The following is a 21,445-nucleotide window of genomic DNA, read 5'->3' as shown; positions in this document are numbered from 1 at the left end:
GCGCCGCTACGTTGGGCGCATGACGAGCCTCACGCATCCGCGGCTCTCCGGGCTGGGGAGCAATCCCGCGGCTTCCGGCGACGTCCTGGTGCGCCTGGCCGCGCACGCCGCCGGTCGGCACGGGGTGGAGCTGCGCGCGGATCGGCTGGCGGACGAGGTCGTCGAGGCCCTGCTGGCGCACGGCGGGGGCGACAGCGCGGTGCTCCTGCGCCGGGACCTGATCTCGCCGCGGATGCGCCGCAGGATCGCCGGGCATCCCGATGCGGCGATCCGTGACGCACACGCGGACTTCGTCCGCTCCATGGTCGACCGTGGGGTGCCGATCGGCATCGACGCTCTCGAGGAGGTCTATGGCGAGCGCCGCACGGCACTCGCCGGCGCGCCGGACCCGAAGCTGCGTGCCGCGGTCGCGCGGACCTGGTGGGAGCGGCCCGTCGAGGTGCAGGTGGCCATGCTCGCCGACCCTGATCCGCAGGTCCGGGCGGCCGCGACGAGGCACGAGCGACCGGGGGTTCCGCCGGAGTGGTGGGACCGGTGCCTCGCCGACCCCGCCACCCGTGCCAACGTGGCGTGCCATGTCCCGCTCACGGGGGAGCAGTTCCTCGCGCTCATGCGAGACGGGGACGAGGACGCCCGGCAGGCTGTCGCCGGAAACCCGCACCTGACGGCCGACATGGTGGCCCGGCTCCTGGACGCGGACGACCCGGTCGTCCGCTTCGTGGCCGCCCAAAGCCGTCACGTGGACCGCGGGACGAGGGACCGGGTGTACGCCTCCGTCGAGGCGGAGAGCGCAGGCGGCAGCATGGGCGCCGACCTGGCGTTGAGCTGGCCCGTCGCGCCACCGCACTGGTTGCGTGAGGTGCCCCTCGAGGAACGCCTGACGTACCTGGACTGCCGGCACGTGGCATTCCGGCGGGTACTGGCCTCCTGCCGCGACCTGCCCGAGGAGGCGTGGCAACGGCTCGACGACGACCCCGACCTCAACGTCCGCCGCATCGCCGCCCGTCGGCCCGACACGCCCCCGGAGGTCCTGGAACGGCTCGTACGTGCCCACGGTGACGAATTCCGCGTACGGCCTCCGCTCGTCGAGCACCCCCACTTCCCCCGCCACACGCTGCGTACGTTCGCCGACGAACCGGATGCCCGTGTGCGTTACGTCGCCCTGCAGGACCCCGAACTGCCCCGGCCGCTCTTGGAGCGACTTGCCGCCGCGGAGGAGTCCTTCCTGCGCCAAGCGGTCGCGCGGCACCCCAACATCACGGATGCGCTGCTGGAACGACTGCTCCGCGACCCGGATCCGGAGGTCGTGCACCGTGCCGCCGCCAACCCCGTGCTGCGCCCTGAGCGGATGCACCGCATCCTCGCCGACGCCGGTCTGTGAAGCCGGACCGTGCCCGAGCGGTGGCGTGGGGTCAGTGGCTCCGGGTGCGGGGACCGCGGTACTGCTCGTCGGCGACCTTCTCCAGCCACGTGGTCTCCGGACGGTCGTCCCCCGGGCCCTCCCACATCGCGAGGTGCTGCATGAACCTCTCCGGCGTCGCGCCGTGCCAGTGGTCCTCATCGGGCGGGCAGGCGACCGTCTCACCGGGGTGGACCTCGAAGAGCGTCCCGTCGCGGGTGCCGACCAGGGCGACGCCCTCGACGACGTGCAGGGTCTGGCCGACGGCGTGACGGTGCCAGGCCGTGCGGGCGCCAGGGGAGAAGCGGACCATGTTCGCGCGCATCCGCGAGGGCTCCACGCCCGCGAGGATCACGTCGAACCACACGTCCCCGGTGAACCATTTCTCAGGACCCCTGACGGTGGGCCTGGACGTCACGAATTCCATGAGTCCTCCTTCGGCGTCGGGTAGTCGCGGGCGACGGCGCATGCGCGGTGCCGCGCTTTCCAGGCTGGCACCCCGGCCCCCGACGCACAGCCCGTCGACCAGGCCCCGGCCGGAACGACCGAAGTCGCCTCAGGCCGGCTTGAGCAGTTCCCGGCAGGCGGCACGGGCGATCCAGGTCTGGGCGCGGTCGAAGGCCCAGCCCCGTTCACCGACGAGCGTGATCCAGGCGTGCGGGCCGAGGTGGAACCACAGCACGTCGACGGCCTCGGCGCGACTCACCTCGGAGCGGAGCGCGTCGAGCGCCACGAGGCGGTCCGCGACCCGGTTCAGGGCCTGGACGTAGTCGTCCGCCCCCTTGTCCAGCACCGCCTTGACGGCCGGCTCCCCGGGCGGATCCCGGTAGAAGAGCCCGTACACCAGCTCCCAGTGGCGTTCGTGCGTGAGCCGGGTGCCCGCGGCGGTCAGCCCGATGACGGCGCGCGGGTCGTCGCTGGTGTCGACGGCGGCGAGGGAATCGGCGATGGCGGGGTCGGTGAGGGCCGGCTCCAGCAAGGCCGTCAGGATCTTCGGCTTGTTCCCCACGCTGCTGTACACCGTGGGCACGGCGACCTTCCCCGCCTCCGCGATCTCCCCGATGGTCACCCCGGCGTACCCACGGGCGAGGAAGAGCGCCTGGGCGCTGTTCAGGATCGCTTCGCGCGTGCTCGCGGCCGAATGGGCGCGCAGCGGGGAGTGGTACTTCCGGCTCGTCACGGACGCATCGTACCCCTCCACCGTAAGTGACTATATTGACAATAACTGTTTCTAATGAATATGTTCCGCTCCATGAACCACTCCTCCCAAGAGCCCATGGCCGTAGTCGAGACCCGGCTCGCCCACGAGGTCCACCGCGTGGCCACGACACTGCTGGCGGAAGCGGCCGTTCGGCCTTCCGCACCCCTGGGCACGCTGGCCCAGCTGCGTGACTTCCTCGTGGTGAACCTCCGCCACCACCACGAGACCGAGGACGAGGACCTGTGGCCGCGGATCCTGACGACGGCACCGGCGGCCGCGGACGCGCTCAAGGAGCTGAGCGCGGAACACGAGCGCCTGGAGGAGGGCCTCGACCGGCTCGCCGCCGTCGAGCTGGGCGACGGGGAGGGCGACGGAGCCCGGGCCGCGCTCCGCGAGGCGGCCGTCGCCGTGCGCGACACGGTGCACAGCCACCTGGCCCACGAAGAGCCCGTCCTCTTCCCGGCGCTGCGGGAGCACATCACCCCCGAGTACTGGGCGGACTTCTCGCAGCGGGTGATCGCCACCACGCCGCCCGTGGCCGGACACCTCATGATCGGATTCCTGGACGAGGTGGGGTCCGCCGAGGAGGTCGCACTCATGCTCGCCGCCCTCCCGGAGCCGGTGCGGCCGCTCGTGCCCCTGCTGCGCCAGCAGGCGGCGGACGACCTCCGGAGCCTGCGCGGCGGCGAGGCCTGACCTGCGCACGAGGGGCGGGGTGCCCAGGTCAGGCCTGCGGACGGACGCCGGGCGGCCCCGCCCCGAGGGCGGATTCGGCAAGCGGGAGCGGGGCCGCATCTCCAGGGTGCGCCCCGGAGCGGCCCGGGACACTTCGGGGCGCACGGACACCGGCGAACCGCCCGGGGGCGACCCGCCGGGCCCGGGCGGCGCGAAGCAATAGACGAAGGTATGGGTGCCGCCGCCGGTCGCGACTTTCGTCACCCGTGGAACGCAGACTTTCTGCCGAAGTCCGGCGCCGGCCCGCGCCATAACGTCGTTTCCATGAACCGAACTTCGCGTACGGACACCGTCCTCCCGGCCCAGCGACCCGCACTGCTCGCCGCCGGCCTGCTCGGTGCGGCGCTCCTCCTGCTGAGCGGTGTGCCGCTGGCCGGGCGACTGCTCGCCCATCTGACGCTGTGGGGCGCCGCTCTGCCCGTCCCCGGACTGCCCCACCTGGCCCTCTTCGCCGTGGGCGCCGCGCTGCTGGCCCTGTTCTGGCGACGCCGGTACGCCGCGGCCCCGGCCGCCCCTCCGGCCGGTGAATGACCAGGACGCACAGGAAGACCACACGGACCACCACGTCATGACCGATTCCCCCAACGTCCCCGCCATCGAGACCATCGGGCTGGGCAGGCGCTACCGCCGCGGGTGGGCGCTGCGCGACACCTCCTTCCGCCTGCCCGCGGGGCGCGTCTGCGCGCTCGTCGGCCCCAACGGCGCGGGCAAGACGACCCTGCTGTCCCTGGCCGCCGACCTGATCACGCCGTCCACCGGCACGATCACGCTGTCCGGGCACCGTCCCGGCAGCGCGCGGGCCCGCCAGAGCACCGCGTTCCTCAGCCAGCAGAAGGCCCTCTACCCGCGGTTCCGCGTCAGCGAGGTCCTGCGCATGGGCCAGGAGCTGAACCCCACCTGGCACCAGGAGACCGCCGAGTCCGTCATCGACGCCGGCGGGGTCCCCCTGAACGCCCGGGTCGGCACCCTCTCCGGCGGACAGGCCACCCGCGTCGCCTTCGCCCTCGCCCTGGGCAAGCGCCCCCGACTGATGCTCCTGGACGAGCCGATGGCCGACCTGGACCCCCTGGTCCGGCACCAGATGACCGACATCCTCCAGGCCGAGGCCCGGCGGCACGGTTCGACCGTCGTGATGTCCTCGCACCTGGTCTCCGAGCTGGAGAGCGCCTGCGACTACCTCGTGCTCGTCAACAACGGCACCGTCCGGCTGGCCGGCGAGGTGGAACTCCTCCTCGCCGGGCACCGGCAGCTCACCACGCGCCGGCGGGAGGACCTGGACGGCCACCAGGTCATCGCGACCACCGGCAGCGAGGGAGCGTTCACCTCGCTGGTGCGGACCCCCGACGCACCGCCCCCCGACGCCGACCACCGCGCCCCCACCCTGGAGGAACTCGTCCTCGGGTACCTCAGGACGCCCGACGCACCCGCGCTGTTCACCCCGAGCGCGCAGGTCGGCACCGGCCGCGAGGTGGTGGCGGCATGAGCATCGGCACCCGCACCGGCACGCCCATCGGCACACCCATGGGCACGCGCACCGCCGTCCGCCGCCGACCGCGACTGCACGGGCTGACCTGGCTGATCTGGCGGCAGAACCGCACCGCCTTCTGGATCGGACTGGCGGCCGCGGCAGCGATCGCCGTCTACGCCGTCGTACAGCACCAGCACGTAGCCGCGGCCGTCGCCGCGCAGCACCTCGACGCCTGCCACGGCCACGAGTACTCCGACTCCTGCCTCGGCCGCCTCAACACGTTCGGGCAGCGGTACCAGTTCCCGATGCGGCGGCCACTCCAGGCGATGCTGCTGCTGCCGTTCCTGTTCGGGCTGTTCCTCGGCGGGCCGCAGCTCGCGCAGGAGCTGGAATCGGGCACGTACCGCACGGTGGCCACCCAGTCCGTGACCCGCATGCGCTGGTTCGCGGCGAAGCTGGGTGTGCCGCTCGCCATGACCGCGGTCGTCAGCGGCGTCATCGCCGCCGCCATGACCTGGTGGTGGCACCCCGTCGCCAAGGCCATGGGCCCCCTGTTCGACTGGCACATGTGGTACCCGTTCTACGGGGTCGGGCCGGTCGTCGTCGGCCTCAGCGTCCTGCTCTACCTCCTCGGGACGACCCTCGGCCTCGTCCTGCGCCGTACCGTGCCGGCCATGGGCGCGACCCTCGTCACCGGCGCCGGGCTGTTCGCCCTGCTGGAGGCGGTCCGGCCCGGCATCTGGCCGGTCAGCACCGCGTACGCGCAGCACACCTCGGAACCGCCGGCCCCCAGGACCGCATGGCTGCTGGCGGACGGCCCGCTGTCCAAGGACGGGCGGCGCGTGCCCGAGGCCTGGGACTGCTACGCCGCCGGGAACGTGAAGCAGTGCCTCGCCTCCCGCGGCGTCACCGGCCGCTGGGCGGAGTACCACCCCGCGTCGGACTTCTGGCCGCTGCAATGGACGGCCACGGGCCTGTGCCTGGCACTGGGCGTCGCGTTGATCGCCCTGTCCGTGTGGTGGATCCGCCGGAACCCGGCCTGACCGGATCCGCGCTCCCGGGGCGACCCCGCCAAAGGGGGATCGGCGCTCCCTGGATCGGTGATGCCTTCATCCGTGCGGCGCCCCCGCCGAACCTGGTGGTGAGCGGTTCGGGGCCCGGCCAGGGCCCCGACCGCGGACCGAGGATGCAGGAGAGCTGAACATGAGCGTGAACACGATCGCGGTGATCACCGGCGGCAACCGGGGACTGGGCCGGGCCACGGCCCTCGCCCTGGGCGCCGCGGGGACGGACGTCGTCCTCACCTACCGGAGCAGCGAGAAGGAAGCCGAGGAGGTGGTGGAGGCACTGACCGCCATGGGGCGCCGGGCGGCCGCGCTGCGGCTGGACACCACCGCGTTCGCGGACTTCCCGGCCTTCACGCGGACGCTGGGCGACACCCTGCGCAGCACGTGGGGGCGCGAGTCGTTCGACTTCCTGGTCAACAACGCGGGCGTGGGGGCGGTGAGCCCGCTGGGCGCCACCAGTGCCGAGACCTTCGACCTGATGGTCGACGTGCACTTCAAGGGCGTGTTCTTCCTGACCCAGGAGCTGCTGCCGCTCCTCGCGGACGGCGGGCGGATCGTCAACACCTCCACCGGACTGACACGGTTCGTGGGCGAGGGCTGGTCGGTGTACGCGGCGGTCAAGTCGGCCGTCGAGACCTACACCCGGTACCTGGCCAAGGAGCTGGGCCCGCGGCGCATCAGCGTCAACGCGGTCGCGCCGGGTCCGGTCGCGACCGACTTCGGCGGCGGGATGATCCGTGACGACGAGGGGCTGCGCACGGCGATGGCCGAGCGGGCGGCGCTCGGCCGCGTCGGGGAGCCGGAGGACATCGGGCCGGTGGTGGCCGCCCTGCTGGCACCGGGCACCGGCTGGATCACCGGCCAGCGCGTCGAGGCCTCCGGCGGCACGCTCCTGTAGCCCGCCGGTACGCCCGCCCGTACGCCCACCCATTCGCCCGGCCGCCTGCCCGCGGCCGGGCGTACCCTTCGGACCGAGCGGCCGGGGCGCACCCGGCCGCGGCAGTCGCGACGAGGAAACACCATGGACCGAGCACAACTGGCCGACTTCCTGCACACCCGGCGGGAGGCGCTCCAGCCGGAGGACGTGGGCCTGCCGCGCGGGCCGCGCCGCCGCACCCGCGGCCTGCGCAGGGAGGAGGCCGCCGTGCTGTGCGGCATGTCCACGGACTACTACGCCCGGCTGGAGCAGCAGCGCGGCCCGCAGCCGTCCGAGCCGATGCTCGCGGCCATCGCCCGGGGGCTGCGGCTGTCCCTGGACGAACGCGACCACCTGTTCCGGCTGGCCGGGCACAACACCCCCGGCCGGGCACTGCGCGGCGACCACGTCAGCCCGGGCATGATGCGCATCCTGGACCGGCTCGCGGACACCCCGGCCCAGGTGATCACCGCGCTGGGGGAGACCCTGCTGCAGACGCGCCTGTCGGTCGCGCTGCTCGGGGACGAGACACGCTTCACCGGACCGGCCCGCAGCTTCGTCTACCGCTGGTTCACCGACCCCGCCGCCAGGCATGCCTACCACGAGGGCGACCGGCCCGGGCTGAGCCGCCGCTTCGTCGCCGACCTGCGCGCGGTCTACTCCCGGCTCGGCGCGGACTCGCGGGCCGGGGCCATCGTCGAGGCCTTGCTCGCGCAGAGCCCGGAGTTCCGCGACCTGTGGCAGGCACACGAGATCGGCGTGCGGTGCGGCGAGGTGAAGCGGCTGCTCCACCCGGAGCTGGGGCTGCTCGAACTGAACTGCCAGGTGCTGTACGACGCCGACCAGGCCCAGTCCCTGCTCGTCTACACCGCCACCCCGGGCTCGGAGACCCACGAGAAGCTGCAACTGCTCCCGGTGCTCGGCGACCGCGCGCCCGGCACCTGAGCCGCGGCTGCCCGGCCGCGGCGGGCGGGCTCACGGTTCGCCGTGGCCGTGGCGCCCTGGCCACGAGGGCGGCGGCGGTAGCGTCGTCCGCTTCTGCTCGTCGGTGAACCGCCTAGGTGCCCCGGTCATGCGTATCCGGAACGTACGGTCTCCAACGCCTCCGTGCGCGGATCGGCCGGATGACGGCACGCACCGGCGGTTCACCGGCGTGTCCTCGGGTACCCGATGGTCCTGCCGTGAAGGACAACCGCGAGGAAGTGATCGATCATGCGGGCGACCGTGTGGCACGGCAAACACGACGTACGGGTCGAGACCGTGCCCGACCCCCGGATCGAAGAGCCGACCGACGCGGTGGTGCGCGTGACGTCCACCGGCCTGTGCGGATCGGACCTGCACCTGTACGAGGTCCTCGCCCCGCTCATGACGCCCGGCGACATCCTGGGGCACGAACCCATGGGCATCGTCGAGGAGACCGGCTCCGAGGTGGACAACATCTCTCCGGGTGACCGGGTGGTGGTGCCGTTCCAGATCGCCTGCGGCACCTGCTACATGTGCCGCGAGGGGCTGCCGACGCAGTGCGAGACGACCCAGGTCACCGAGTACGGCTGCGGGGCGGAGCTCTTCGGCTACACCAAGCTCTACGGGCGCGTCCCCGGGGCTCAAGCGGAGTACCTGCGGGTGCCGCAGGCGCAGTTCGGCCCGATCAAGGTTCCGGACGGGCCGCCCGACGACCGGTACGTCTACCTCTCGGACGTCCTGCCCACGGCCTGGCAGGCGGTGAAGTACGCCGACGTCCCCCAGGGCGGCAGCGTGGTCGTCCTGGGCCTGGGGCCGATCGGCGACATGTGCTGCCGCGTCGCCCGCCACCTGGGCGCGGGCAAGGTCATCGGGGTCGACCACGTACCGGAACGGCTGACCAGGGCGCGCCGTGACGGCGCCCAGGTCTTCAGCCTCGACGAGTACGAGCACCGGGACGATCTCGTGAAGGCCGTCCGGAACGCCACCGACGGCCGCGGCCCGGACGCCGTGATCGACGCGGTGGGTACCGAGGCCCACGGCAGCACCCTCGGGAAGCTGGTCCAGCAGTCCGCCGGCCTGCTTCCACGCGCCTGGGCGGCCAAGCTCATGCAGACCGCGGGCGTCGACCGCCTCGGGGCTCTGCACCTGGCCATCGAACTGGTCCGCCGCGGCGGCACGATCTCGGTGAGCGGCGTCTACGGCGGCATGACCGACCCGCTGCCGATGCTGACCCTGTTCGACAAGCAGATCCAGTTGCGCATGGGCCAGGCGAACGTGCGGCGCTGGAGCGACGAGATCCTCCCGCTCCTGACCGACGAGGACCCGCTCGGCGTCGACGGCTTCGCCACACACCACGTCTCGCTGGAGGAGGCCCCCCAGGCCTACGACATGTTCCAGAAGAAGGCCGACGGTGCCATCAAGGTCCTCATGCACCCGTGAGGGGCGATCCCGCCGGGGAACCCACCGAGCATCCCAAGCCTCCCCACGTCGGGAGGGGTCCGTCTGCCATGCCGCGGCGGCCTGGCGGGCGGCTGAGTTCACCCGGTTGTCCCATCAAGGCGGATGCCGCCGTGCCGATACCGCGGTAGTGCGCTGAGGAATCCGATCGACAGGCTCCCTGCGTCCCGCGGCCCCGGGACGTACCCTCCGTTGAAGCTCTGCCCGCCCCGGAAGCGGCTTGGGCACGTGGCTTGGACCAGAGTGATGTGCTGCTGCAAGTCGTGCGGGAGCTGTGCGCCCGCGGTCTGCTCACCGTGGGTCCCCCGAGCACCGATTCCGAGGCGCGGATCGTGGCTGACCATCGCCGCTGAGGTCCGGCTTCCGACGCTGAAAGACGCCACAAAAGTGGCGCCGGGGCGACACCGGGCAGTCATCGAAGGCCCGCATGCCGTCCTCACCGCCGCGAGCCGGGCAACCGCCGTTCCGGCCACCTAATCCGCGGGAGCCGGGGCAGGACGGGCGCGCCGGCGATGGCTGGTGTCGCACCACGGGTACGTGCGGCTGCGGCGGCAGGCGCAGACAGCCACGACGAAGCGGTCGGAACGCACGACACGGCCGTCGTCCAGGATCACCTCGACGGGGCCCTCGAACAGGATCGGGCCGTCGCGGGTGATCGTCACGCGCGTCGGCTCCGGTTCACCGTTCACGTTCGGCACGGATCACCACCAGCTCTTCCTTCTCTTCCCCCGGAACTATCAATCCCCGCGCTTCCGGCCATGCCGACCGGTCGCGCAGCACAGGACCGAAGGGGATGTACCGGCGCTCGGTGACCGCGGCCCGCAGTCCGGCGTGACCTAGCCGGCCCAGGGTGCGCTCGACACAGCAGAGAGCCGAGTGGACCAGGAGCAGGACTCCTCCCGGGGCGAGCAGCGGCGGCGCGTCGGAGCAGATCCGGTCCAGCAGCGCCCGGCCGTCGGACCCCGCATCCCACGCCAGGGCGCGACCGCGGGTCGGCAGGCCCGCCTGCGGCGACGGAACGTACGGCGGATTGGCTGTGATGAGGTCGAAGCGGTGGCCCTTCACCGGTGCGGTGAGGTCGCCGCGCAGGACCTTGACGCGCAGTCCGTTGAGGCGGGCGTTGAGCCACGTGGTGCACACCGCGCCCAGGGATACGTCCACGGCGGTCACCTGCGCAGCGCCGCGCTCGGCGGCGGTCAGGGCCAGCGCTCCGCTGCCCGTTCCCAGATCGAGGACTTCGGTGCCGTCGGCGAGAGGCTCCCGCTTCAGCGCCTCTTCGAGGAGGAGCGTGTCGTCCTGGGGGCGGTACACCCCTGGTGGGGACAAAAGCCACATAGGGCACGACTACCCCGCGGCCCCGGAACTATCATGGATCTGAGGGCAAGGTACGGGACCGGCCGCTCCGTGTGGGCGGCCTCCTCCAGGTTCTGCGCCATCGTGCCGGGCGCTGTCGTCGCGCCTTTTCGTCGGCGAGAGCGTGAGCCGACCGTATGGGATCCTGGTGCGCGGGTAAGCCGAGACAGCTGGGTTGCACCGGAGGACAGGGGAGCATGGACGCCGTCGTACCGGAGACCGGATCGCGCTTCCTGGAGGGATCGCGGGCACTGCGCTTCGCCGCGGCCGACGGCCTCCTGGGAGGCGTGATGGCGCCCGCCTACGTGGTGGACGGCGCGGGGCTGATCATCGCGGCCAACGACGCCGCAGCGACCCTCCTCCAACGGTCCACCGCGGATCTCCTCGATCAGGACGCCCATGACCTGCTGCACCGCGACAGCCATGGCCGCACCCTGCCGCGCTCCCGTTGCGAGATGCGTGACGCCCTGCTCACGGAACGCACCCGGCACGGCGACGTCGGGTGGTTCGCCCGCGGGGACGGCAGCCTGCTCGGGCTGTCCTGGTTCCTGACGCCGTACGCCCTGGGGCCCGGAAGGCCGGGGGCCCTGGTCATGCTCTACCAGCGGCCGGAGGCAGCACATCCCCAGGGGCCGGCAGCGGGGCTCTCGACGCCGCTGACGGAGCTCGACCGTCTCGCCCTCCTCGCGGAGACCACCACCCAGCTCACCTCGACACTCGACGTGAACGAGGCGCTGCACCGCCTGGCCGCCCTCACCGTGCCGTTGCTGGCGGACTGGGCGGTCGTCGACCTCCTCACCGAGAACGAGGAGGTGCGGCGCGCCCTGGTGGTCCAGCACAAGGACGGCCTCCTGATCGAGCGCGCGGACCTGCAAGGGCCCATGCCGCCGGTGCCGCAGGAATCCCCGATGCCGCTGTCCCGCGCATTGCGCGGCGCCGCGTCGACCATCGCCACCGCCTCGACCTACCACGGCCCTCCGGACTCCGGGATCGCGGTCGAGCAGCACCGGCTCTTCGAGCGGACGGGCATGCACTCCGCGGCCATCGCCCCGATCCGTGGGCTGCGGGACGTGCTCGGGGCGCTCACGCTGGGCCGCTCGGAACGCCCGGACGGCTTCACCGCCGGCGACCTGCCGCTGCTGGAGGACGTGACCCGCCGGGCGGGGCTGGCGCTGGACAACGCCCGCCTCTACCAGCGGCAGCGCAAGGTCTCCGAGACCATGCAGCGTCACCTGCTGCCCCAGATGCCCACGATCCCCGGCCTGCAGATGACCGCCAGGTACGTCCCGGCCCCGCAGGCCTCGCAGGTCGGCGGTGACTGGTACGACGCGTTCCCGCTCGTCGACGGTGCCACCGCACTGGCCATAGGCGACGTCGTCGGACACGATCTCGACGCCGCCGGCGGCATGGCGCAGGTCCGGAACATGCTGCGCGCCTTCGCATGGTCGGATCCCGAGTCACCCAGCGCCGTCGTCACGCGCCTCGACCAGGCCGTCATGCACACCGCCGAAGTGCCCATGGCGACGATGATCTTCGCGCGGCTCTCCAGCACCGATGACGGGCTGTGGCGACTGGAGTGGACCAATGCCGGCCATCCGCCGCCGCTCCTGGTGACCCACGACGGGCAGACCAGCTTCCTCACCGAGGGCCACGGCATCCTGCTCGGCACGGGCGCCGACAAGCCGCGCCAGGACGCCGTCGTCACCCTGCCCCCGCAGGCCACCCTCGTGCTGTACACCGACGGGCTGGTCGAGTCGACCAGGCACTCCATCGACGTCGGCCTCGACCGTCTCCGCCAGCACGCCGCTTCCCTGGCCCGGCGCCCCCTGGACTCGTTCAGCGACTCGCTGCTGAGCCAGGTCCGCCCCCAGGACAACGACGACGACGTCGCCTTCCTCGCCCTGCGCACACCCGCCGCCCCGTAGGACCGGGCCGGCCGCCGTCGGAGGGTCCTGTGAGTGAAGCGGCCAGGGCGGGAAGAAGTGCAGGGAGCAAGGGAGGTCGCCGTGGCGCATGACCAGCTCGGGCTCGACGACGTACTCACGGCGGCGGAGGCAGCCTCGCCGGTGAACTCGCTGGACGTGGTGGCGCGCAACCTGCGGGAGCGGTTCGGGGCCCGCTCGGTGTCGTTGCTGCTCCCCGACATCATCGGCCAGAAGATGGTGCGGGTCAGCGAGGATGCGGACTCGCAGCAGGTCAAGAGCGCCGATCAGATTCCGTTGCACGGCAGCGTCTACCACGACGTACTGCGCAGCCAGCAGGTGACGCGGGTACCCGGCGACGGGACGGGCGAGCGGGTGATCGCGCCCGTCACCAACCGGGGCGACACGATCGGGGTGCTGGAGCTGATCCTGCCGGACGCCACCGACGACGTGCTGGGGCAGGTTGCCGAGGCAGCGCTCGCGCTGGCCTACATCGTCGTGACCGATCGCCGGTTCACCGACGTCTACCACTGGGGCAAGCGCACGACGCCGATGACCTTGGCAGCCGAGGTCCAGCGGCAGTTGCTGCCCACGGCTTCCTGCTGCACGGTGAACGAGTTCACCGTCGCCGGGGCACTGGTGCCCGCGGATTCCATCGGCGGTGACACCTACGACTTCACCCTGGACTACGACACGCTGCACCTGTCGATCACCGACGCGATGGGTCACGACATCAGGTCGGCGATGCTGGCCACCATCCTGGTGAACGCCTCCCGACGCGCCCGCCGTGCCGGGTGCGACCTGGCGGAGCAGGCCCGCCAGATGCACGAGGCGATCCTGGAGCACGGCAGTCACGGGCTGGCCACCGGGCAGCTGGTCCGTGTCGCCCTGGACGGAACCGGCTGTCAATTGGTCAACGCGGGGCACCCATGGCCCCTGCGCCTGCGCGACGGAACGGTCGAGGAACTGCGCCTCTCCGTCGACCTTCCCTTCGGCGTCCCTTCCCCGGCTCCCCACCGGGTTCAAGACCTCGACGTGCGCGCCGGGGACCGGCTCGTGCTCTACACCGACGGCATGCAGGAGCGCCGGGCCCGCGGCGTGGACCTGGCCGTCATGCTCCGCGACTCCGCCGCCGAGCACCCCCGCGAAGTGGTCCAGACGATGACGTCCGCCGTGTCCGTCGCCTGCCACGGCCACCTGGAGGACGACGCCTCGATCGTGTGCCTGGACTGGCGTGCGTAGAAGGCCACGGTTGCCGCACGGCCGGATGCCGGGTTTGTCGTGGAGCGAGGAGGAAAGCCGCTCCACATGAGGCTTATGAGGCTTACGAGTGAAAAGCAAGGGTCCCCGAACGCCGCCCTTCCTGCGGCGATGGACACCCTCGAAGGGCAGGAGTGGCTCGACGGGCTTGCCGCCGTCGTCCGTAAGGCCGTGCGAGCCCTGCCCCTGGGCCGGGGGCGTGACGCGCTGCGCGGCCTGTGGCTCGGCCACCCCGTGCACCCGGTACTCGTCCAGGTGCCGATCGGCGCCTGGACCTCCGCCGGGGTGCTCGACCTCCTCCCCGGCGAGAGCCGCGCCGCCCGCCGTCTGGTGGCGCTGGGCCTGGTCTCCGCGGTGCCGGCGGCCTTGGCCGGATGGGTGGACTGGGCGGAGCAGCGTCCCCGGCAGGCCCGGGTGGGTCTGTTCCACGCGACCGCCAACGCCGTCGCCGTCACCGCGTACGCGTGCTCACTGGCGGCCCGGATCAAGGGCCGCCCGATCCTCGGCCGGGCCCTCGGCTTCGGCGGCATGACCGTGGCCACGGTGGGCGGGGTGCTCGGCGGTCACCTCGCCTACCGGCAGGGCGCCGGCGTGAACCACGCTGAGGCGGTGCCGGTGCTGGTGGAGCCGGGCTGGCATCGCGTCGGCGTGCCGCAGGACTTCCCGTTCGGCGAGCCGGTGCGGCGGATGGCCGACGAGGCGGCGGTGGTCGTGGTCCGCGCGGACGACGGGCGGTTCCACGCCCTGGCCGACCGCTGCAACCACATGGACGGCCCCCTGCACGAGGGCAAGGTCATCGAGGGCTGCCTCGAATGTCCCTGGCACGGCAGCCAGTTCCGCCTGTCGGACGGTGCGAACGTCCAGGGGCCGGCGACCGCGCCGCAGCCCCGCTTCGAGTGCCGGATAGCCGCCGACGGGCAGGTCGAGGTCCGGCTCGCGCGGTCCTGAGCCACCCTGGGCCACCCTGAGTCACGAGGAGGAACTGCCATGAGTCAGCAGGCTCTCGAGATCTACATGAACGACCATCTGGCGGGCTCCACCACCGGGCAGCTGATCTCACGTCACCTCGCCGACCACCACCGCTCCAAGCCGCACGGCGACGAACTGCGGCGCGTGGCGGACGAGATCGCCGAGGACCGGCAGAGCCTCCTCGACCTGATGGCCGCGCTCGACGTCCCGGCGCGGCGTCACAAGGTCTACGCGGGATGGCTCGCCGAGAAGGCGCGCCTGCTCAAGCTCAACGGCCGGGTCGTCCGCCGCTCCGGCCTGAGCACGGTCATCGAACTGGAGGCGCTGCGCCTGGGCATCGAGGGGAAGAGCCTGCTGTGGCAGTCGCTTCTGTCGCTCACACCGAAGAAGGATCTGGACGAGGACCGGCTGCGCACCCTCCTGGACCGCGCGCAGGAGCAGATCGACACGGTGGAGACCGTACGCCGCGAAGCCGTCGGTGCCGGCCTGGGGTGATCCCGGCCGCCGCTACGGCCGCAACGGCGTGCTGTCACGCGCTCCGTGGCAATGCCTGTGGCATCTTCCGCCGTCAGGCCGTTCGGGTGAAAAGTGTGATGATCCTCCGTTTCGGGGTAGCCGTGACTCAAGACCAAGATGAGCAAATGGGGTGAATCACATGCCCGCAGGGTCGAGTCGCAAGCGGGAGCGGCAGTACGAGCACATCAAGGAGAGCGCCGAGAACCGGGGCGAGAGCGAGAAGCGGGCCAAGGAGATCGCCGCCCGTACGGTCAACAAGGAACGCGCCCGGGCGGGTGAGTCCAAGACCGCCAGCCGCTCCTCCATCGAGGACATGTCCTCGGGCGAACGCGGCGGACAGCGCTCCGGCAAGGGTTCCCAGGGACCCACTCGCGACCAGCTCTACGCCGAGGCCAAGCGCCGCAACGTCGACGGTCGCTCCCACATGAACAAGGCCGAACTCCAACGCGCCCTCGGCGACAGCTGAGCGCACGCGGGTCAACCAGCGGAGGACATCATGCTCATCCTCGGCATCATCCTGCTGATCATCGGCTTCCTCACCGGGATCTCGATCCTGTGGACCATCGGGATCATCCTCGTGGTCATCGGCCTCGTGCTCTGGGTGCTGGGCGCCGTGGGGCACAGCGTCGGCGGGCGCAAGCACTACTGGTAGGCGGCGCGGGTCCGGTCGTCAGCCGATCCGGAGGCCGCGCGCGACCGCCACGGCGGCCGCGCGCGGCCACGGCCGTGGTGACGCGACACCGGGTCTGCCCTGACCGGCCTCCCGCCAAGGCCGCGGGGCAGGGACCGCCATGGCGGACCATGACGCCTCGCCCTACGTCCCCGAGGACGCGGACCTTCGTCGGCCCCGCCGGGAAGGTGCTGCACAGGGCACTGGACGAGTCCGGGATCGATCCGGCCGACTGACGCCGGGCGTGCCCCTCGACGGGGCGCACGTCCTCGCCACCGTCCACCCCTCCGCCGTACTGCGCACCGGCGAGAACCGCGAGGAGATGTACGCCGGGCTCGTGGCGGACCTGCGCGTGGTGGGCGACGCCCTCGGATGATCGGATTCCGTTTCCCGGGCCGGGTCCCGGGCAGATGCTCAGCAGATGCACCGACCGCGTTCCTCTGGGAGGTGTGCCATGAGCACGCCGCATGCAGCCGACCGTTCCGCCCCGAGCAGCAGTGCCGAACGCAAGGTGCCTCCCACGGAGACACCACCGGCGGAAAGCAGCACCACCCACGGGATCTCCCTCCCCGAGCGGCCGGAACTTCGCAAGGCGTGGGGATTGACGCCGCTGGTGTTGATCTTCTGCGTCGTCGCGATCTTCCTCGCGGGAGTGATCGCCATGATCGTCGCACTCTCCTCCTAGGTGTGGCGCAGGGGCACCCGGACATACGAACGCCTTCGCGAGGAGGAATCCATGGCCGAGCGCGACCTGGGCAAGGGCGACGAGGTGTCGTGGAAGAGCCACGGCCAGAAGGTGACCGGCAAGGTCAAGAAGAAGGTCACCAAACGGACCCGGGCGGTGGGCCGCACTGTCGACGCCTCGAGTGCAGAACCGCAATACGAGGTCGAGAGCGACAAGTCCGGGCGCTCGGCGGTTCACAAGCCGGGGGCACTGGGCAAGGACGGGTGAGCCGTCGCCGGCAGGGCCCAAGGACGGGAAGTCGGGGATGAGGCCGTGGGCGCAGCGACCGCGGCGAGAGCGTAGGCCACGCCCCGGGTCGGCGTATCGGCACGCTGCTGCGCTCCAACGAGGGCGGCCTCAGCCAGGGCTCCATGCGATGCCCGCCGTCCGCGGCGGATGTCACCGCGTCCGGTCGATACCGGGCACCCGAAAGGAGACGCACGTGAAGCGCGACGAGACACCCGAAGGCGCGGAGCACACCGCCCCGCCGCCGAAGGACCAGCAGGACCTCCAGCAGGCCCGCGGGCGCGATCCCGACTCGGCGGAACGGGGACGACCGGACACCGACGTTCCCGACGCGCCGCGCGACCTTCCACCGCAAGAACCCCCCGATTGACGATCGGGCCGACCGGGGGACACGAGGTGGTCCCGGACGCCGGGAGGGGGGACCCGGGCGTCCGGGGCATTCACCCACCATCCGGCTGCCTCACCGCAGAATCCGGATGCCCCGGATTCGCGGTCCCACACGCGGGTGGAGGCCGTTTTCCCCGGACCTCATCGGGCAGCCGGCCACCAGGTCCCGCGGGCCGGCCCGCGGGAGGACCTGGTGGCCCATGTGGTCAGGGCCGAGGAGGCCGGCTTCGACTTCTCGGTGACCGCCCGTTCCGGCGGTCGCCCGCCGGAACGGCCCGTGAGGCGGGCCCGCGTCAGGAACGGCCGCGGCCGGTGATGAAGTCGCGTGCCCGGTCCACCAGTCCGGTCCCCGGTGCCAGGAGCTTGTTGCCGGGCGGGGTGTCCGGGGCGCTGGGGTGCGGGCGGGTCGGGGCAACCTTCTTGGCCCGGCGGACCTGGTCCCCGAGCTCGTAGAGCTGCTCGGGCGTGCAGGCCTGCGCCAGGCCTGGGAAGAGCTGCTGCTCCTCCTCCCTGACGTGCTCGGTGACATCGGTGATCAACTTTCCCACCATTTCGTCGAACCGGGCGTCGTCGATGTCGACGTCCTCCAGGTCCTTGAGGACCTGTTCGACCTCGGCGTGTTCCTGGATCTCCTTGTCGGCCAGGGCGTCCCCGCCGGGCAGGTGCTTCCGGACGGCCGGGTAGAGGTACATCTCCTCGGCCACCGAGTGGCGTACGAGTTCGATGGTGACCTCGTCGAGCACGTTCCGGCGTTCCTTGTCACCCGCGGGCAGGGCCCGCAGACGGGCGAAGCACTCCTCCACCTCGCGGTGGTCCGCTGTGAGCTCTGCGATCACGTTTCCGCCGTGTCCCATCACATGACTCCCTTTCGGGTCGGTGTGCGGTCGACGGTCTTCTCCGGGGCTGCTTCCCGGTCCCACGCAGGACACGCCCCTTTGCCGGTCATTCGGGCGATGATCTCCGGTTCGTGCGCAACCCCTCGCATCCCCCGTCGTGCTGCGGGCGAGCGTCAGGTCACCATCGGTACCAGCGGCGCCGTCCGCCGCCCTCGGCGGCCCGGAACACGAAGCCGAGCAGCCACACCACCAGCACGATGATGGCGATCCACCACAGGGCCTTGAGGGCGAAGCCCGCCCCGAAGAGGATCAGGGCGAGCAGCAGGACGAGAAGCAAGGGAACCATGTCGTCAACCTCCTGACCCCGCGTCTGCCCTGGTGTTCCGTCACCATGCACCGCCGTGCCGCGGCGGCCGCCCGGATGGACTGTCGGACCGGGGCGGCATAATCCGGCCATGAGCCTCACGACGCGGCAACTGGCCCTCGCCACCCTGGACCGTCAGCTCCTGCTCGAGCGCAGGCGCATCGACGTGGCCGAGGCGGTCCGCCGCGTCTGCGCGCTGCAGGCACAGTCCCCGGCCTCCCCGTACCTGGCGCTGTGGAACCGGGTGCGGGACTTCGCGCCCGAGGACCTCGACGCGGCGTTCGCGGACCGGCGGATAGTGAAGGCGACCCTGATGCGGATCACGCTGCACGCCGTCCACGCCGAGGACCATGCCGCCTACCACGCCGCGATGGTGGCCACGCTGCGGGCGTCACGGCTGTACGACCGCCGCTTCACCTCGACCGGGCTGGACCCCGCCGACGCCGACGCGCTGCTTCCCGAACTCGCCGGGTTCCTCGACCGGCCCCGAACCGGCACCGAGGTGGAGAACGAGATCGCGGGACGCTTCGGCGAGCACGCCCACCGCGTGTGGTGGGCGCTGCGCACGTACGCGCCCGTGCATCACGCGCCGGCCGGCGGCCCCTGGTCGTTCACCCTGCCGAACACCTACCGCGCCTCCGCGGCCGTCCCCGCGCCCGAGCCCGAGCAGACCGACGCCGGGGTGCGGCGACTGCTGCTCGCCTACCTGGGCGCGTTCGGGCCCGCCTCGGCCCGGGACTTCGCTCGCTTCACACTGCTGCAGCGCTCCGTCATCACCCGGGTGCTGGACGGGCTCGGCGACCAGGTGCTGCAGGTGGCGGGACCGGGCCGCGCCGCCCTGTACGACCTCGCCGACGCCACCGTCCCCGACGAGGACACGCCGGCGCCGCCCAGGCTGCTCCCCATGTGGGACAGCATCCTGCTGGCCCACGCCGGCGCGGGGCGGGTCGTGCCCGAGGAGTACCGGCCGCTGATCGCGCGCCGCAACGGCGACACGCTGCCGTGCCTGCTCGTCGACGGGCAGGTCGCCGGCGTGTGGCGCGCGACCGGCGACGGCCTGGAGCTGACCGCCTTCCGCAAGCTCGGGAAGGCCGCCTGGCAGGGGCTGGTGGAGGAGGCGGCGAAGCTGTGGGCTCTGCTCGCCGACCGCGACCCGGCCGTCTACCGGCGTTACGGACACTGGTGGGACAAGGGGTTCCCCGGCGTCGAGAGCCGGTTCGTCAAGGCCTGAACGTGCCGCGGCGACGTCACCCGGACAGCGTTGGGCGGGACGCCGCCTGGGCAGCGCCCCGCCGCGCCGGACTCAGGTGGACAGCAGGCGGTTGAAGAAGGACCGGTAGCGCCGGAGCGCCGTGCGCAGGTCCTCCGTGTTCACCTGCTCGCCACGGGTCCACTGGCCTTCCAGGTCCCCCTTGTGCTGGGCGAACGTCGATGCCAACTTCTGCATGACGTCTGCCACCAACTCATCGGCGGCGTGCACGGCATCGCGGGGGTCGTCGACGAACTCGCTCTGGATCCGCTGCCAACGGTCGCGGAAGTTCTCCTGGTCCTGAGAACCCAGCAACTGCGGGGCCTCATCCGAGGCGGTCTCCTGGACAGGAGTGCCCGCCATGTCCTCCGGGGGCGGTCCGCCCCGGGTTCCGGTGCTCTCGCCTGGGTACTCCGGTGCCCGGGAGGCCGCTTCCGGGCGGTCCTGCCCGGGGCCGGCAGGTGCGTGGGTCTCTGCGAGGTCTTCGGTGGCCAGACCGCTTCCGCGGGAGGCACGCTCGCGTTCCATGGTTCTCCGCCTCTCCAGATGGGGTGTTCCGGGACGGGTCCTTCGTTCAGGCCCGGGCGTGGCGCCGCCCACCGCCGTCGGTGAGCAGTTCGTCGAACAGGGCGCGGTAGTGGACCATCGCGCCGCGCAGCTGTTCGGTCGTGGCCTCGTGCCGGGTGCTGAGGTCGTTGACCTCGTGGGCCGCCCGGTAGTGGTCCAGGGTCCGGCCGTGCTCCACCGACAGGTCCTTGACCTGCTGGTCGAAGTTCTCGGTCGGGTAGCCGCGGTCGCGCATCAGGGAGCCCACCAGGCTGTCGGCGTCGTGGACCGCGTCCTCGGGCCGGTCGACGAACTCCTCCTGGACGCTGGTCCACTCCCGCGCGTAGCGGTCACGGATACCGCTCGGCAGCGGCTTGATGTCCAGCGAGTCGTGACGCTTGGTGCGTGCGGCGAGGTCCCGCTCGGCGTCCTTGCGGCTGTCGGCGCCTTCCACCGTCCGGTCGTACTCCGGGCCGAACCGTTCCTTCAGGCGCCGGTGGCGCATGAAGAGGGTGGACGCCACCGCGATCAGGGCGAGTATCACCACCACGGGGATGATGATCGCCAGAAGTGTCCCTGTTGACATGGGGTCGACTCCCTAGCACTTACGGGAACCCCCCTCAGGCTGACGCCTGCCCTGGCGCCGGTATCCAAAACGCCCCTTGTATGGGCATTCGTCACGTATGACGCGAGTGGCTCCTCAGGCCGTACCGTGCACCGCGCGCAAGTGCTCGACGACCGGGGTGAGGGCTTTGCGGAGGGCCGCCTGGTCCTCGGCGGGGAGCAGGTCGATGAAGTGCTCCCGTACGGCGGCGACGTGGTGCGGGGCGACCCTGCGCATGGTCTCCCAGCCTTCGTCCGTGAGGACGGCGAACAGCCCGCGCCGGTCGGACTCGCAGTTCTCGCGGCGGACCAGGCCGGCGTTCTCCATGCGGCTGATCTGGTGCGACAGCCGGCTCTTGGACTGCAGGGTGGCGCGGGCCAGGTCGCTCATCCGCATGCGGTGCTCGGGCGACTCCGAGAGGTTCACCAGGATCTCGTAGTCGTTGATGGTGAGGTCGAACGGCTCCAGGTCGCGTCCGAGCTGGTGGAGCAGTAGCGTGCCGACCTCCAGATAGGTGCGCCAGGCGCGCTGCTCGTCAGCGGTCAGCCATTCGTCGCTCTTGCCCTTCGCCATTTCCCCATCATATCGAGGG

At 71.8% G+C, this 21,445-nt stretch carries 28 protein-coding genes; 19 read left to right on the top strand and 9 right to left on the bottom strand.

Going from position 1 to position 21,445, the window contains the following annotated elements; genetic code table 11:
* The first annotated feature begins 19 nt into the window (after positions 1–19).
* Positions 20–1,381 (top strand): hypothetical protein, encoded by a 1,362-nt coding sequence (locus PV350_RS02865; protein ID WP_500332723.1) that lies wholly within the window; start codon positions 20–22, stop codon positions 1,379–1,381.
* A gap of 31 nt (positions 1,382–1,412) precedes the next feature.
* Here PV350_RS02865 and PV350_RS02860 read toward each other — a convergent pair whose 3' ends face one another.
* Positions 1,413–1,826: a (R)-mandelonitrile lyase gene (locus PV350_RS02860; protein WP_500332722.1), complete on the bottom strand. Its 414-nt coding sequence runs from the start codon at positions 1,824–1,826 to the stop codon at positions 1,413–1,415.
* 129 nt (positions 1,827–1,955) lie between these two features.
* Positions 1,956–2,579 carry a TetR/AcrR family transcriptional regulator gene (locus PV350_RS02855; RefSeq protein WP_500332721.1) on the bottom strand — a complete coding sequence of 208 codons (624 nt, stop codon included), beginning with the start codon at positions 2,577–2,579 and terminating at the stop codon, positions 1,956–1,958.
* A 72-nt stretch (positions 2,580–2,651) separates the two neighbouring features.
* Here PV350_RS02855 and PV350_RS02850 point away from each other — a divergent pair, with 72 nt between their 5' ends.
* The 7 genes from PV350_RS02850 (at position 2,652) to PV350_RS02820 (ending at position 9,189) form a co-directional block, all read left to right on the top strand.
* Positions 2,652–3,296, top strand: coding sequence for a hemerythrin domain-containing protein (locus PV350_RS02850; RefSeq protein WP_500332720.1), 645 nt, complete (start codon positions 2,652–2,654; stop codon positions 3,294–3,296).
* 303 nt (positions 3,297–3,599) lie between these two features.
* Entirely contained in the window at positions 3,600–3,866 is a 267-nt protein-coding gene (locus tag PV350_RS02845) for a hypothetical protein (protein ID WP_500332719.1), read from the top strand.
* 37 nt (positions 3,867–3,903) lie between these two features.
* On the top strand, positions 3,904–4,818 hold the full coding sequence (locus tag PV350_RS02840) for an ABC transporter ATP-binding protein (RefSeq protein ID WP_499509690.1): 915 nt from the start codon (positions 3,904–3,906) through the stop codon (positions 4,816–4,818).
* On the top strand, positions 4,815–5,846 hold the full coding sequence (locus tag PV350_RS02835) for an ABC-2 membrane transporter-related protein (RefSeq protein ID WP_500332718.1): 1,032 nt from the start codon (positions 4,815–4,817) through the stop codon (positions 5,844–5,846). Before PV350_RS02840 ends, PV350_RS02835 begins: the two co-directional genes overlap by 4 nt.
* A gap of 166 nt (positions 5,847–6,012) precedes the next feature.
* Positions 6,013–6,768 carry an SDR family NAD(P)-dependent oxidoreductase gene (locus PV350_RS02830; protein WP_500332743.1) on the top strand — a complete coding sequence of 252 codons (756 nt, stop codon included), beginning with the start codon at positions 6,013–6,015 and terminating at the stop codon, positions 6,766–6,768.
* Between the two features lie 123 nt (positions 6,769–6,891).
* Complete coding sequence (locus PV350_RS02825) at positions 6,892–7,731, top strand: helix-turn-helix transcriptional regulator (RefSeq protein ID WP_499509688.1); 840 nt, start codon at positions 6,892–6,894, stop codon at positions 7,729–7,731.
* 267 nt (positions 7,732–7,998) lie between these two features.
* Positions 7,999–9,189, top strand: a complete 1,191-nt coding sequence (locus PV350_RS02820) for a zinc-dependent alcohol dehydrogenase (RefSeq protein WP_499509687.1) — start codon at positions 7,999–8,001, stop codon at positions 9,187–9,189.
* A gap of 491 nt (positions 9,190–9,680) precedes the next feature.
* Here the strand turns inward: PV350_RS02820 and PV350_RS02815 are convergent, their stop codons facing one another.
* Together PV350_RS02815 and PV350_RS02810 are read right to left on the bottom strand one after the other, a co-directional pair.
* A complete protein-coding gene (locus PV350_RS02815) occupies positions 9,681–9,905 on the bottom strand; it encodes a CDGSH iron-sulfur domain-containing protein (RefSeq protein WP_499509686.1) in 225 nt (74 codons plus the stop codon).
* Positions 9,886–10,542: a HemK2/MTQ2 family protein methyltransferase gene (locus PV350_RS02810; protein WP_500332716.1), complete on the bottom strand. Its 657-nt coding sequence runs from the start codon at positions 10,540–10,542 to the stop codon at positions 9,886–9,888. The genes PV350_RS02815 and PV350_RS02810 overlap by 20 nt, the downstream gene beginning before the upstream one ends.
* Positions 10,543–10,757: 215 nt before the next feature.
* On the opposite strand from PV350_RS02810, the gene PV350_RS02805 reads away from it, so the two are divergent.
* The 10 genes from PV350_RS02805 (at position 10,758) to PV350_RS02760 (ending at position 17,237) form a co-directional block, all read left to right on the top strand.
* Positions 10,758–12,485, top strand: a complete 1,728-nt coding sequence (locus PV350_RS02805; protein ID WP_499509684.1) for a PP2C family protein-serine/threonine phosphatase — start codon at positions 10,758–10,760, stop codon at positions 12,483–12,485.
* Between the two features lie 81 nt (positions 12,486–12,566).
* The gene (locus tag PV350_RS02800; protein ID WP_500332715.1) at positions 12,567–13,724 is read left to right on the top strand and encodes a PP2C family protein-serine/threonine phosphatase; all 1,158 of its coding nucleotides are present in this window, start codon (positions 12,567–12,569) and stop codon (positions 13,722–13,724) included.
* 129 nt (positions 13,725–13,853) lie between these two features.
* Positions 13,854–14,690 (top strand): Rieske (2Fe-2S) protein, encoded by an 837-nt coding sequence (locus PV350_RS02795; protein WP_499509682.1) that lies wholly within the window; start codon positions 13,854–13,856, stop codon positions 14,688–14,690.
* A 39-nt stretch (positions 14,691–14,729) separates the two neighbouring features.
* The gene (locus tag PV350_RS02790; RefSeq protein ID WP_499509681.1) at positions 14,730–15,206 is read left to right on the top strand and encodes a hypothetical protein; all 477 of its coding nucleotides are present in this window, start codon (positions 14,730–14,732) and stop codon (positions 15,204–15,206) included.
* A 160-nt stretch (positions 15,207–15,366) separates the two neighbouring features.
* A complete protein-coding gene (locus PV350_RS02785; protein WP_499509680.1) occupies positions 15,367–15,693 on the top strand; it encodes a plasmid stabilization protein in 327 nt (108 codons plus the stop codon).
* Between the two features lie 30 nt (positions 15,694–15,723).
* Positions 15,724–15,879, top strand: coding sequence for a DUF6131 family protein (locus PV350_RS02780; RefSeq protein ID WP_326579019.1), 156 nt, complete (start codon positions 15,724–15,726; stop codon positions 15,877–15,879).
* A gap of 262 nt (positions 15,880–16,141) precedes the next feature.
* Positions 16,142–16,273 carry a hypothetical protein gene (locus PV350_RS02775; protein ID WP_499509679.1) on the top strand — a complete coding sequence of 44 codons (132 nt, stop codon included), beginning with the start codon at positions 16,142–16,144 and terminating at the stop codon, positions 16,271–16,273.
* 78 nt (positions 16,274–16,351) lie between these two features.
* Positions 16,352–16,582: a DUF6480 family protein gene (locus PV350_RS02770; protein ID WP_500332714.1), complete on the top strand. Its 231-nt coding sequence runs from the start codon at positions 16,352–16,354 to the stop codon at positions 16,580–16,582.
* A 51-nt stretch (positions 16,583–16,633) separates the two neighbouring features.
* Positions 16,634–16,849 carry a hypervirulence associated TUDOR domain-containing protein gene (locus PV350_RS02765; protein ID WP_499509677.1) on the top strand — a complete coding sequence of 72 codons (216 nt, stop codon included), beginning with the start codon at positions 16,634–16,636 and terminating at the stop codon, positions 16,847–16,849.
* A gap of 214 nt (positions 16,850–17,063) precedes the next feature.
* On the top strand, positions 17,064–17,237 hold the full coding sequence (locus tag PV350_RS02760) for a hypothetical protein (RefSeq protein ID WP_500332713.1): 174 nt from the start codon (positions 17,064–17,066) through the stop codon (positions 17,235–17,237).
* Positions 17,238–17,547: 310 nt separating this feature from the next.
* Here PV350_RS02760 and PV350_RS02755 read toward each other — a convergent pair whose 3' ends face one another.
* Positions 17,548–18,108: a hemerythrin domain-containing protein gene (locus PV350_RS02755; RefSeq protein ID WP_499509675.1), complete on the bottom strand. Its 561-nt coding sequence runs from the start codon at positions 18,106–18,108 to the stop codon at positions 17,548–17,550.
* 160 nt (positions 18,109–18,268) lie between these two features.
* Positions 18,269–18,436 carry a DUF5670 family protein gene (locus PV350_RS02750; RefSeq protein ID WP_018561957.1) on the bottom strand — a complete coding sequence of 56 codons (168 nt, stop codon included), beginning with the start codon at positions 18,434–18,436 and terminating at the stop codon, positions 18,269–18,271.
* A gap of 109 nt (positions 18,437–18,545) precedes the next feature.
* Between PV350_RS02750 and PV350_RS02745 the strand changes: the two genes are divergently transcribed.
* Positions 18,546–19,685 (top strand): winged helix DNA-binding domain-containing protein, encoded by a 1,140-nt coding sequence (locus tag PV350_RS02745; RefSeq protein WP_500332712.1) that lies wholly within the window; start codon positions 18,546–18,548, stop codon positions 19,683–19,685.
* 72 nt (positions 19,686–19,757) lie between these two features.
* Here the strand turns inward: PV350_RS02745 and PV350_RS02740 are convergent, their stop codons facing one another.
* From PV350_RS02740 to PV350_RS02730, 3 genes are all read right to left on the bottom strand, one after another.
* Positions 19,758–20,066 (bottom strand): hypothetical protein, encoded by a 309-nt coding sequence (locus tag PV350_RS02740; protein ID WP_499509673.1) that lies wholly within the window; start codon positions 20,064–20,066, stop codon positions 19,758–19,760.
* Positions 20,067–20,277: 211 nt separating this feature from the next.
* Entirely contained in the window at positions 20,278–20,835 is a 558-nt protein-coding gene (locus PV350_RS02735) for a hypothetical protein (RefSeq protein WP_499509672.1), read from the bottom strand.
* A 114-nt stretch (positions 20,836–20,949) separates the two neighbouring features.
* Positions 20,950–21,426, bottom strand: coding sequence for a MarR family winged helix-turn-helix transcriptional regulator (locus PV350_RS02730; protein ID WP_499509671.1), 477 nt, complete (start codon positions 21,424–21,426; stop codon positions 20,950–20,952).
* Positions 21,427–21,445 lie beyond the last annotated feature (19 nt).

Origin of the sequence: Streptomyces sp. PA03-6a, assembly GCF_033792765.1 — a bacterium.
Classification (GTDB): Bacteria; Actinomycetota; Actinomycetes; order Streptomycetales; family Streptomycetaceae; genus Actinacidiphila.
This window is presented reverse-complemented; position numbering and strand designations above follow the sequence as displayed.